Source organism: Streptomyces sp. FH025, from assembly GCF_017427025.1.
Taxonomy (GTDB): Bacteria; Actinomycetota; Actinomycetes; order Streptomycetales; family Streptomycetaceae; genus Kitasatospora.
Map to the genome: position 1 here is coordinate 1 of NZ_JAFLNG010000217.1, position 10,952 is coordinate 10,952.

General features: G+C 73.8%; 13 protein-coding genes. 3 read left to right on the forward strand and 10 right to left on the reverse strand.

Annotation, left to right across the window (positions count from 1 at the left end; all coding sequences use genetic code 11):
• A partial coding sequence (locus J0670_RS17330) for an ATP-binding cassette domain-containing protein (RefSeq protein ID WP_207812504.1) occupies positions 1 to 311 on the forward strand: 311 nt, incomplete at its 5' end.
• Between the two features lies 1 nt (position 312).
• Here the strand turns inward: J0670_RS17330 and J0670_RS17335 are convergent.
• The 3 genes from J0670_RS17335 to J0670_RS17345 all read right to left on the reverse strand — a co-directional run bounded on the left by J0670_RS17335 (position 313) and on the right by J0670_RS17345 (position 2,777).
• Positions 313 to 909: a Uma2 family endonuclease gene (locus tag J0670_RS17335; protein ID WP_207812505.1), complete on the reverse strand. Its 597-nt coding sequence runs from the start codon at positions 907 to 909 to the stop codon at positions 313 to 315.
• 101 nt (positions 910 to 1,010) lie between these two features.
• On the reverse strand, positions 1,011 to 1,718 hold the full coding sequence (locus tag J0670_RS17340) for a GntR family transcriptional regulator (protein WP_207812506.1): 708 nt from the start codon (positions 1,716 to 1,718) through the stop codon (positions 1,011 to 1,013).
• Positions 1,719 to 1,880: 162 nt separating this feature from the next.
• On the reverse strand, positions 1,881 to 2,777 hold the full coding sequence (locus J0670_RS17345) for an NAD(P)-dependent oxidoreductase (protein WP_207812507.1): 897 nt from the start codon (positions 2,775 to 2,777) through the stop codon (positions 1,881 to 1,883).
• A gap of 105 nt (positions 2,778 to 2,882) precedes the next feature.
• Between J0670_RS17345 and J0670_RS17350 the strand changes: the two genes are divergently transcribed.
• Together J0670_RS17350 and J0670_RS17355 are read left to right on the forward strand one after the other, a co-directional pair.
• Complete coding sequence (locus J0670_RS17350; protein ID WP_207812508.1) at positions 2,883 to 3,497, forward strand: TetR/AcrR family transcriptional regulator; 615 nt, start codon at positions 2,883 to 2,885, stop codon at positions 3,495 to 3,497.
• A 122-nt stretch (positions 3,498 to 3,619) separates the two neighbouring features.
• Entirely contained in the window at positions 3,620 to 3,952 is a 333-nt protein-coding gene (locus J0670_RS17355) for a hypothetical protein (protein WP_207812509.1), read from the forward strand.
• Between the two features lie 34 nt (positions 3,953 to 3,986).
• Here the strand turns inward: J0670_RS17355 and J0670_RS17360 are convergent, their stop codons facing one another.
• From J0670_RS17360 to J0670_RS17390, 7 genes are all read right to left on the reverse strand, one after another.
• Positions 3,987 to 4,931 (reverse strand): ornithine cyclodeaminase family protein, encoded by a 945-nt coding sequence (locus tag J0670_RS17360; RefSeq protein WP_307806561.1) that lies wholly within the window; start codon positions 4,929 to 4,931, stop codon positions 3,987 to 3,989.
• Positions 4,928 to 5,956, reverse strand: coding sequence for a proline racemase family protein (locus tag J0670_RS17365; RefSeq protein ID WP_207812510.1), 1,029 nt, complete (start codon positions 5,954 to 5,956; stop codon positions 4,928 to 4,930). Before J0670_RS17365 ends, J0670_RS17360 begins: the two co-directional genes overlap by 4 nt.
• Positions 5,956 to 7,311, reverse strand: coding sequence for an aldehyde dehydrogenase family protein (locus J0670_RS17370; protein WP_307806562.1), 1,356 nt, complete (start codon positions 7,309 to 7,311; stop codon positions 5,956 to 5,958). The genes J0670_RS17365 and J0670_RS17370 overlap by 1 nt, the downstream gene beginning before the upstream one ends.
• Before the next feature lie 34 nt (positions 7,312 to 7,345).
• Positions 7,346 to 8,350, reverse strand: coding sequence for a proline racemase family protein (locus J0670_RS17375; RefSeq protein ID WP_207812511.1), 1,005 nt, complete (start codon positions 8,348 to 8,350; stop codon positions 7,346 to 7,348).
• A 72-nt stretch (positions 8,351 to 8,422) separates the two neighbouring features.
• Positions 8,423 to 9,286 carry a dihydrodipicolinate synthase family protein gene (locus J0670_RS17380; RefSeq protein WP_243437147.1) on the reverse strand — a complete coding sequence of 288 codons (864 nt, stop codon included), beginning with the start codon at positions 9,284 to 9,286 and terminating at the stop codon, positions 8,423 to 8,425.
• Positions 9,287 to 9,418: 132 nt separating this feature from the next.
• Complete coding sequence (locus J0670_RS17385) at positions 9,419 to 10,828, reverse strand: NAD(P)/FAD-dependent oxidoreductase (protein WP_207812513.1); 1,410 nt, start codon at positions 10,826 to 10,828, stop codon at positions 9,419 to 9,421.
• Positions 10,809 to 10,952 (reverse strand): 2Fe-2S iron-sulfur cluster-binding protein (locus J0670_RS17390; protein WP_207812516.1); only part of this gene is annotated, 144 nt, incomplete at its 5' end. The genes J0670_RS17390 and J0670_RS17385, both read right to left, overlap by 20 nt.

The window sequence follows — 10,952 nt, forward strand, 5'->3', positions numbered from 1 at the left end:
TGGAACTCCTGGACTCCGTCGGCCTGCGCGACCAGGCGAACCGCCGCCCGCACCAGCTCTCCGGCGGGCAGCGCCAGCGGATCAACATCGCCCGCGCCCTGATGAACGACCCGACCGTCCTGCTCGTGGACGAGCCCACCAGCGCCCTCGACCACGAACGCGGCGCCGCGGTCCTGGACCTGATCACCGACCTCACCCACCGCCGCGCGACGGCCACCGTCCTGGTCACCCACGACCGCACCCACCTGACGGCCGTCGACCAGATCGCCGAAGTCCGCGACGGCCGGCTGACGCTGCCCGCAGCGGTGTGAGCTACTTCTTGACGATGAGCACGTCGTCCACCGAAAGCGTCACCGACGCCCCGATCGACTCCGGCAGCTTGAACGACTGCCCCGGGTGGTGGACGGCGTGCACTCGGTATTCGCCGTCCTGCGGGTCGGTCAGCACCATGACCTTCAGGTTCTTGCGGTCAACGATGAGGTAGACAGGCACTCCCGCACCGGCGTACAACGCCGGCTTGACCTTCAGATCGGTCAGGTGGTTCGACGACGTCACCTCGGCCACAAGCCTGAAGATCGAAGGGTCGTAGTTGTTCTTCTCGATCAAGTGATCGGCATAGTCGGCATCGACGATCGACAGGTCCGGAATGGCGTAGTCCGAGGGGCCATCGGGCAGCCAGATCCCGATCCCCTGAATTACTCGGCTCTCCTCGCCGTGAAGGCCCGCCACGATGAACGGGACGCTCATCGTGGTGAGGGAGTCACCGTGCTGGCCGTCTGCCGTCGGCGTCACTGTGATCTGCCCTCCGAGGATCTCGACCCGGTGCCCCACGAACTGCTTGGAGATCAGCTCTGCGGTTTCGAGCAGCTTCATCTGCTCGAACGGCTCTTCCACTGCTGCGGCGGACATGGATTTCCTCCTGGCTGCCGATGTCGAGAGCATCATCGTAGAACGCGAGCGTCTTCCTGCACGCGATCCTCAGTTCTCACCCGAACGAGTGGTTTAGCCCCCTATCGGGCCCGCAGCCGACGGGCCGGCGTCGCGGGCTCGGGCTCCTCCTGGCCCGCCCACAGGGAGCGCACGTGGCTGAGGTGGCGGGTCATGCAGGCCTCGGCCGCCGGGGCGTCGCCGGAGATCATCAGGTCCAACAGTTCCAGGTGCTCCTCCGCCGAGGACACCAGCTGGCCCTGCTCGTCGAGCCGGGTGAGCCCGTACAGCCGGGAGCGCTTGCGCAGGTCGCTGACCACGTCGACCAGCCGGGCGTTGCCACCCAGCGCCAGCAGGTCGAGGTGGAACTGCCGGTCCGCCTCCAGGTAGCCGATCAGGTCGTGCTTGCGCGCGGCCGCGACGATCGCCTCGGCCTGGGGGCGCAGCCGCTCCAGCTGCTCCTTGCTCGCGGTGCTGGTCACCCGGCCCACCGTGGGGACCTCGATCAGGGCGCGGATCTCGGTGTAGTCGTCGAGGTCGCGCTCGGTGAGCTCGGTGACCCGGAAGCCCTTGTTGCGGACGGCCTCGACCAGGCCCTCCCGCGCGAGGTCGAGCATGGCCTCGCGCACCGGGGTCGCCGAGACGCCGAAGTCGGCGGCGAGCGCGGGCGCGGAGTACACCACTCCGGGGCGCAGTTCGCCGGAGATCAGGGCGGCCCGGAGCGCGTGGGCGACCTGGTCGCGGAGCCGCTCCTGTACGGAGATCAGGGTGCGGGGTTTGAGGTCGGCCATGGTGTTCCTCCGGTGGGTGCAGAACACCAGTGTACAATGTCACGTTACGTTGAGTGTGCAACATTCCACGATACGAACACCTCGTCAACCCGCCGACGCCCATGGTGGCAGCGGCCGCCGGCCGTGACAACGGCCGGCGGCACACGATCCACGGGAAGCGCCCTACGCCCGGCGGAAGCGCTCCACCATCGCGGTCAGGCTCGCCGCGCCGTCCCCCTCCGCGACGCCGCGGCCGACCGCCTCGGCCAGGGCGGCCAGCAGTCCGTCGTCCACGCCGGAGGCCTCGGCGGTGTGCCGGACGTGCTCGATGCTGGCGAGCGCCATCGCCATCCGGTCGACGTCCCCGCCGTGGTTCCCGGCCGCGATCCGCGGCGCGTAGAACTCGATCATCCCCGGCATCAGCGAGGCGGTGGAGACGGCGTACGGCTTGAACTCCTCGGCCGAGATCCCGTTGGCCTCGGCGACGGCCATGGCGTGCACGTAGCCGCCCATCGAGGACCAGAAGAGGTCCATCTGGATCTGGTAGTAGAGCTGCGCCAGCCCGGGGTCGTCGCCCCGGTAGTCGGCCCCGGTCAGCACCTCCAGGGCCGTCCGGTGCCGCTGGAACAGCTCGACCGGCCCGCTGTAGAAGGTCGAGGACTCCGGGCTGCCGATCCCCCTGGGCGGCACCTGCACCCCGCCCGCCAGGTGTCCGGCCCCACGCTCGGCGAGCCACCGCGCCGCCTCCCGGGCCCGCGCGGGAGTGTCCGAGCTGAGGTTGACGATCACCTTGTCGGCCACCACCCGCTCCGCCGACTCCAGCACGGCGAACACCGCGTCGTAGTCGGTGAGGCTGAGCACCACCAGGTCGTTGGCCGCCACCGCCGCCTCCGCGCTCGGCGCCAGGTCCGCCCCCCGGGCGACGAGTCCGTCCGCCCGCCCGGCCGTACGGTTCCACACCGTGACGGCGTACCCGGCGTCCAGGAACGCCCCCGCCATGGCCCGCCCCATCGGGCCGAGTCCGATCACCGTCACGGACGCCTTCGATTCCTGCCGCTCGTCCTGCCGCTCGACGGACATGCGCCTATCCCTCCCCTAGAACGAACGCTCTATCTAGAGCCCGGCTGAGACGCTAGCACAGGAATTGGAACGAACGCTCTACCAAGCCTCGGTTAGGATCGCGCCGTGAAGACGCCCGCGAAGCCCGCCGTCAAGACCACCGGGAAGCCCACCACCGGCACCCGCGAGCGGATCGTCCGGGCCACCTCCCGCCTGCTGCAACGCCAGGGGTACGAAGGCACCGGGATCAAGCAGATCTCCCGCGAGGCCGAAGCCACCCTCGGCTCCGTCTACCACTTCTTCCCCGGCGGGAAACAGGAGTTGGCGGCCGAAGCCATCCGGCACGGCGACGAGGAGTTCGCCGTGCTGCTGCGCGCCGGGCTCGGCTCCTCCGAGGACCTGGCCGAGGCGGTCACCACGTGCACCGCGATCCTCGCCCGCGAACTGCATGCCTCCGACTGGCAGGACGGCTGCCCGATCACCAGCACCGCCCTGGAGACGATCGGCCGTGCCCCGGTGATCGAGCAGGCCGTGGCCGAGGCCTTCACCAACTGGCGGGCCATCGTCGAGGAGCGGCTGCGCGCCGCCGGCATCGGCCCCGAGGACGCCCGCGACCTGGCCGGCACCGTCATCAACACCCTGGAGGGCGCCGAACTCGCCGCCCAGGTCGCCCGCAGCGAGGAACCGCTGCACGTCACCGGCCGGCACCTGGCCCGGCTGCTCGCCACCTACCGCCCCTGACCACGCACCGGAGACACGGAACGCGGAACCGAAACGCGAAGGAGCCGGCGCGGCAGGGGATCCCGTCCCGCCGCACCGGCTCCAGCTCCACAACTTCCGACCACCGCCCGGGGTAACGGACCATGGGAATCGACATCGCCCTGTACGAGGGCCGTCCGAACAACGGCCGCCGCACGAGCCCGACGATGCTGCACCTCTCGACCGACCACGGCCAGGCCCTCGCCGAGGCCCTGGCCGCGCACGCCGACCCGTCCGGCCACCGACTCCACCGGATCGACCCGTACGGCGACACGCTGTTCAACGAACAGGACGCGGGCGCCGCGTTCGAGGAGGCCACCACCCTGCTCGCCCGCTGCACCACCGAGGAGCAGCGGGCGGCCGTCCGCGACCTGCGCAACCTGCTCGCGCACTGCGCCGCCACCCCGGGCAGCTGGGTCGCCTTCCACGGCGACTGACACCCCCTCGGGACAGCGGCCCCGGGACGCGGTCCTACGACCGGCGCCGGGAGGTCTCGTACACCTCCGCCGCGACCGCCAGGTCCTCCCAGGCCATCCCGACGCTCTTGAAGAACCTCGGCCGCCCGGACGGCACCGGCGCCTCGCCGCGCACCAGCTCGGCCAGGTTCCACACCTGCCGCCCGCCCACGCCCGCCATGATCAGGTCCCCGGCCTCGCGTTCCGCGACCGAGCGCGCCTCCACGTACAGCTCGGCCCGCTCGACCAGCGCCCCGTCCACCTCCCGGGCGTCCGGCTCGTGCGAGCCGACCGCCGCGACGGCCGCGTGCCCGGGCACCAGCGCGCCGTCGAACAGCGGCGTCCGGGCGGTGGTGCAGCAGACCACCAGGTCCGCTGCGGCCACGGCCTCCGGCGCCCCCACCGAGGCCGCCAGCCCGAGCTCCCGCCCGTACGCCGCCAGCATCTCCGCCCGTTCGGCGTTGCGCGCCACCACGGTGAGGCGGGTCAGCCGGCGGACGGCGAGCAGTGCGTCCAGGTGCCCGTACGCCTGCGGCCCGGAGCCGAACAGCACCAGGTGCTCGGCCTCCGGCGCCGCCAGCCGCCCCAGCGCGGCGGCGGTCACGGCGGGCGTGCGCAGCGCGGTGAGCGCGGCGCCGTCCAGCACGGCCACCGGCAGCAGGGTGGGCCCGTCCAGCAGCAGGTAGCTGCCGGTGATCCGGGGCAGCCCCCGCTCCGGGTTGGCCGGCGCGACCCCGGCGATCTTGACGCCCGCGTACGGCCCGGCGGCGGCGGGCATCAGCAGCAGCTCCCCCGCCGGTACCGGCACGGCCGACCGGGCGGGTGCTGCCTCCGGGTCGAACCCGTCCAGCAGCACCCGCTCGATCGCCCGCACCGCGTCGGCGGGCCCGACCCCGCCGACTCCCGGCACGGTGCACTGGAGCGGCTCAGCGACCGCACCGGGTAGTACGGAACCGGTCACAGCAGGAACCCCGTTCCCAGCTCGTCCGCCGACTCCAGCACGAACGTGTGCTCCCCGGTGCGGTGGGCGGTCCCCGTGACCTCCGTGACGACGCCCTCGTCCAGCGGGTCGCCACCGGCGAGCACCCGGCCGGTGAACACCGTGCCGATGACGGACTCGTGCCGCAGCTCCTGCCCCGGCGCGAGCCGCCCCTCGGCGGCGAGCACCGCGAGGCGGGCCGAGGTGCCGGAGCCGCAGGGCGAGCGGTCGATCTGTCCGTCGGCGAAGACGGTGACGTTGCGCTGGTTCAACCACCGCCCCACGGAGGGGAGTTCGTCGTACAGCACCACCCCGTAGACGCCCGACAGCCGGGCGTCCGTCGGGTGCGCCACGGCCTCCGAGTCGGCCAGCAGCTCCCTGATCTCCCGCCCCACGGCGGTGAGTTCGGGCAGCTGCGCCGGCTCGACCGCGAGCCCGAGGGCCGCCGCCGACACCGAGGCGTAGCAGGCGCCGGAGTGCGCCACCGCGACCTCCACCGTGCCCCGCGAGGTGGTGACCGGCAGCTTGAGCGCGCTCACCCTGCTGGGCACGTTGCGGAAGGTCACGCCGGTGGTGCGCCCGCCGGCCCGGTGCACCAGGGCGGTGACCCGCCCGGACGGCACGTCGATCCGCACCCGCGCCACGCCGTCCTCGGGGGCCTCGACGAGGCCGGAGTCCACCGCCCACGCGCCGAGCGCGATGGTGCCGTGCCCGCAGGCCGTCGAGTAGCCGTCCTTGTGCCAGAACAGCACGCCCAGGTGCGCCTCCTCGTCGTCCGGCGGCACCAGGAAGCCGCCGTACATCCCGGCGTGCCCGCGCGGCTCCCTGACGAGGAGTTGGCGGACGGCGTCCAGCTCGGACGGCCGGGGCGCGGTCGCGCTGCCACCCGCGCCGATCGCGATGGCCCGGCGTTCGGCGACGGTGTCACCGGGGATCCCGGGCACGCCGTCCAGCACGATCCGGAACGGCTCACCGGCTGTGTGGTAGTCGACGGTACTGACGCGCATCAGGCACCTCCACCCGGCAGCACGCTGACGGTCCGGCTGACCGTGTAGAACTCCAGTGCGGCCTGGCCCTGTTCGCGCTCGCCGTGGCTGGCGCCCTTGGCCCCGCCGAAGGGCAGGTGGAAGTCGACGCCGCTGGAGGGGGCGTTGACCCGGATCATGCCCGCGTCGAGCCGGTCGGCGGCGGCCAGCGCCACGTCCAGGCTGCGGGTGTGCACCGAGGTGGCGAGGCTGTGCGGGGTGTCGTTGGCGAGGGCGATCGCCGCGTCCAGGTCGGCGGCCTCGTGCAGCACCGCGACCGGGCCGAAGAACTCCTCGCGGGCCAGCGGGTGTTCGGCCGGTACGTCGGCGAGCAGGGTCGGCTCGATGAACCAGCCGGCCCGCTCGGGCACCCCGCCGCCGGTCAGCACGCTCGCCCCGGCCTCGGCGGCCGAGGAGACGGCGCCGGTCAGCCGGTCCCGGGCGGCGGCGTTGACCACCGGCCCGCAGACCGCGTCGTCCACCGCCTCCAGCGCCTTGACCAGGGCCTCCCGCAGCGGCTCGTACGCGGCGCCGACCGCGATCACCCGGCTGGTGGCGGTGCACTTCTGCCCGGCGTACCCGGCGATGGCGGCCGCGATGTGGGCGGCGGCCAGCGCGATGTCGGCGTCCGGCAGCACCAACGCGGCGTTCAGCCCGCCGAGTTCGGCCTGTACCGGCACGCCGCGCTCGGTGGCGGCGCGCACCACGGCCCGGCCGACCCCGGTCGAGCCGGTGAAGGACACCACGTCCGCCGTGTCGACCAGCGCGGAGCCCTCCTCCGCCCCGCCCGGCAGCACGGTGAACACGTCGGCCGGGAGCCCGGCCAGCTCGGCGAGCCGCAGCGCGCAGGCCGTCGCCTCGGGAGCGGGCTTGAGCACCACGGTGTTGCCGACCGCCAGCGCCGGCGCCGCCTTCCAACTCGGGATCGCCAGCGGGAAGTTCCACGGCGCGATCAGCCCGGCCACCCCGTACGGGCGGCGCCGGGTGAGCAGCAGCCCTGGCCCGGCGGCGGTCTCGTGGACCGCTCCGGACGGCGCGTACGGCGCCTGCGCGTAGTACCGCCAGATCGCCGCGGTGCGGGCGACCTCCCCGCGCGCCTCGGCGAGCGGCTTGCCGACCTCGCGCACGATCAGCGCGGCCAGCTCCTCCGCGTGCGCCTCGACCGCCTCGGCGATCCGGCCCAGCGCCGCCGAGCGGGCGCCCGCGCCGGCCGCCAGCCAGTCGCCCTGCGCGGCCCGGGCCCGCCCGACGGCGGCCCGGACGGCCTCGGCGCCGGGCTCCTCGACGGCGACCACGAGGTCGGTCGGGTCGGCGGGGTTGTACGAGGTGATGGTCACGACTACCAGCCTTTCGAAGATGGTTCGCCCAGCGTCACAGCAGGAACCCGGCCGGGAACGGGTCGCTCGGGTCGAGGAAGTACTGGGCGGTGCCGGTGACCCAGGCCCGTCCGGTGACGGTGGGCACCACGGCCGGCTGCCCGGCGACCTCCGTCTCCTCGACCAGCCGACCGATGAAGGTCGTCCCGATGAAGGAGTCGTTGCGGAAGTCCCGTCCGAGCGGGAGTTCGCCGCGTGCGTGCAGCTGCGCCATCCGCGCCGAGGTGCCGGTGCCGCAGGGCGAGCGGTCGAACCAGCCGGGGTGGATGGCCATCGCGTGCCGGGAGTGCTCGGCGGTGGAGCCCGGGGCGAGCAGTTGCACGTGGTGGCAGCTGTGGATGGACGGGTTCTCCGGGTGCACCGGGCGGTCGGGGCCCGCGTTGATGGCGTCCATCAGGGCGAGGCCCGCGTCCAGGATCTCCTGCTTGCGCTCCCGCTCGAACGGCAGCCCGAACTCGGCGAGCGGCAGGATGGCGTAGAAGTTGCCGCCGTACGCCAGGTCGTAGCCGACGGTGCCGTAGCCGGGCACCTCGATCTTGCGGTCCAGCGCGACGGAGTAGGAGGGCACGTTGCGGATGGTCACCGCCTTGGCCGCGCCGTCCTCGACCCGCACCTCGGCGACCACCAGCCCGGCGGGCGTGTCCAGCCGTACGGTGGTGACCGGCTCGACCACCGGCACCATGCCGGTCTCGACCAGCACGGTGGCGACGCCGATGGTGCCGTGCCCGCACATCGGCAGCAGCCCGGACACCTCTATGAAGAGCACCCCGTAGTCGGCGTCCGGCCGGGTCGGCGGCTGCAGGATCGCGCCGCTCATCGCGGCGTGCCCGCGCGGCTCGTACATCAGCAGGGTGCGGAAGTGGTCCAGGTGCTGCTGGAAGTGCACCCGGCGCTCGGCCATGGTGGCGCCGGGGATGACGCCGAAGCCGCCGGTGATCACCCGGGTCGGCATGCCCTCGGTGTGCGAGTCGACGGCGTGGAACACGTGACGGCTGCGCATGGCTCACAACTCCCTTGCTGAAACGATGGTTTGGGGCCGGCTGCCGCCGCAGCCGGCCGGAAATGACACGCCCTACGCAAGCCCCTCCGCCAGCGCCTTCTCGGTGGCCGCGCGCACGGCCGCCTCGATCTCGGGGGTGAGCGGCAGGCGCGGCGCCCGGACGGGGCCGCCGGGGCGCCCGGCGATGTCCATGGAGAGCTTGATGGCCTGGACGAACTCGGTCTTGGAGTCCCAGCGCAGCAGCGAGTGCAGCGACTTGTACAGCGGCAGCGCGGTCTCCAGGTCCTTGGAGACGGCGGCGTCGTAGAGCGCCACCGAGGCCTCGGGCAGGGCGTTCGGGTACCCGGCGATCCAGCCGACGGCACCGGCCAGCGCCAGCTCCAGCAGCACGTCGTCGGCGCCGATCAGCAGGTCCAGCCCGGGGGCCAGCTCCGCGATCTCGTACGCCCGGCGGACGTCGCCGCTGAACTCCTTGACGGCCACGATCGAGCCCTCGCCGTGCAGCTGGGCGAGCAGCGCGGGCACGAGGTCGACCTTGGTGTCGATCGGGTTGTTGTACGCGACGATCGGCACGCCGGCCTTGGCGACCTCGGCGTAGTGCGCGCGCACCGAGGCGTGGTCGGCCCGGTAGGCGTTCGGCGGCAGCAGCAGGACGGAGCCCGCTCCGGCCTCGGCGGCCTGCTCGGCCCAGCGGCGGGACTCGGCGCTGCCGTACGCGGCCACCCCGGGCATGACCCGGGCGCCGTCGCCGGCCGCCTCGACCGCGACCTCGACGATCCGGGCGCGCTCCTCGGCGGTGAGCGTCTGGTACTCGCCCAGCGAACCGTTGGGGACGACACCGTCGCAGCCGGACTCGATCAGCCAGCGGACGTGCTCGGCGTAGGCGTCGTAGTCGACGGAGAGGTCCGAGCGCAGCGGGATCGTGGTGGCGACCATGATGCCGCGCCAGGGACGGGTGGTGTCGCGGGGGGTGATGGACACGATGCGCTCCTTGGTGAGGTGTGACATTTTATTAGAGGGGACAGGCCGGAGACAAGAGTCCCCGGCCCACGTTTTCGGCGGTCGGCGCTACTCCGCCGCGGCAGCGGAGTCGGCGGCCCCCGCCGCCAGCTGCGAGAGCGGAACCGGGCAGCCGAACGGCCGCCGGTCCGGGCCCGGCTCACCCGAGCCGGACAGGCAGGCCACGGCCGGACCGCACATCCGGCCCTGGCACCAGCCCATCCCGGCCCGGGTGAGCAGCTTGACGGTGCGGGGATCGCCCGCGCCCAGCTCCTCCACCGCCTCCCGGACCTTCGCCACCGGCACCTCCTCGCACCGGCAGACGTCGGTGTCCGGGCGCAGCCACCCGGTCCAGCCGGGGCCGGGGCGGTGGGCCGCGGCCATCAGGTCGGCGAAGGAGCGCAGTCGTGCCCGGCGGCGCAACAGCGCGGCCTCCGGCAGCACCCCGGCGATCGCGTGCCCGGCCAACTCGCCCTCCGCGATGGCGAGGTCCGCACCGCCGACACCGTTGGTCTCCCCCGCGGACCACAGGCCGGGCACGGAGGTGCGCAGCCGGGCGTCGACCTTCAGCGCGACCGCGCCGTCCGGCCCCGTGACGGTGTCCGCGCCCAGCTCGGTCGCCAGGTCGATCTGCGGCAGCAGCCCGTGGCCGACGGCGAGCGCGTCGCACTCGATCCGCCGCTCGGTGCCGGGCACCGGCCGCCAGTCGGCGTCCAGCCGGGCCACCGTGACCGCGGTGACCCGCTCCGTGCCGTGGGCCTCGACGACGGCGCTGCGCGGCCGCAGCCGCACACCGCGGCGCAGCAGCGCGCTCCCGTGCCCGGCGCCCTCGACCAGCTTGGCGGGGACGGCCGCCAGCACGCCGGGACGCCGGGCGTACCCGAGGTAGTTCGTCGCCTCGACCACCGCCGGGACGTCCGCCCCGGCGGTGACCAGCGAGGACGCGGCCGCGAGCAGCAGCGGCCCGCTGCCGGCCACCACGATCCGCCGCCCGGGCAGCACCAGCCCGGCCTTGAGCATCGCCTGCGCGCCGCCCGCGGTGACCACCCCGGGCAGGGTCCAGCCGGGGAAGGGCAGCTGCCGCTCGTACGCGCCGGTGGCGAGCAGCACCGTCCGGGCCCGGATGGTGACCCGGTCGGCGGCCTCCGGCCCCCGGGTGGCGTGCACCGCGAAGCCGTCCCCGGTCCGTTCCAGCGCCCAGACCTGGTGCCCGGCCCGGAACTCGGCCCGCTCGGCGGAGCTCAGCCGCGCGGCCAGCCCGGCGTAGACGGACCAGCCGTGGTGCAGCCGGTCCGGGCGGGCCGCGCCCAGCCCGGGTGCCGGGTGCCGGTAGTACTGCCCGCCCGTGCTGTGCCCGCCGTCCAGCAGGACGCAGCGCAGCCCGAGTTCGGCGGCGGTCACGGCGGCGGCCAGCCCGGCGGGCCCGGCGCCGACCACCGCGAGGTCGTACGGAAGCGGCTCAGACGGCGAGGTCGGCACGGCCGTGGCCCTCCTGGGTGGTGACGACGGTGCCCGGCTCGGCGGGCACCAGGCAGGTGCGCTGGTTGGGACGGCCGTCCACGGTGGCCAGGCAGTCGAAGCAGGCGCCGATCCCGCAGAACGC

Bases quoted from the DNA above. Each gene is read 5' to 3' on its own strand.
- J0670_RS17335 (WP_207812505.1), bottom strand. From the start codon at position 909: ATGTCCGCCGCAGCAGTGGAAGAGCCGTTCGAGCAGATGAAGCTGCTC.
- J0670_RS17340 (WP_207812506.1), bottom strand. From the start codon at position 1,718: ATGGCCGACCTCAAACCCCGCACCCTGATCTCCGTACAGGAGCGGCTC.
- J0670_RS17345 (WP_207812507.1), bottom strand. From the start codon at position 2,777: ATGTCCGTCGAGCGGCAGGACGAGCGGCAGGAATCGAAGGCGTCCGTG.
- J0670_RS17355 (WP_207812509.1), top strand. From the start codon at position 3,620: ATGGGAATCGACATCGCCCTGTACGAGGGCCGTCCGAACAACGGCCGC.
- J0670_RS17365 (WP_207812510.1), bottom strand. From the start codon at position 5,956: ATGCGCGTCAGTACCGTCGACTACCACACAGCCGGTGAGCCGTTCCGG.
- J0670_RS17375 (WP_207812511.1), bottom strand. From the start codon at position 8,350: ATGCGCAGCCGTCACGTGTTCCACGCCGTCGACTCGCACACCGAGGGC.
- J0670_RS17380 (WP_243437147.1), bottom strand. From the start codon at position 9,286: ATGGTCGCCACCACGATCCCGCTGCGCTCGGACCTCTCCGTCGACTAC.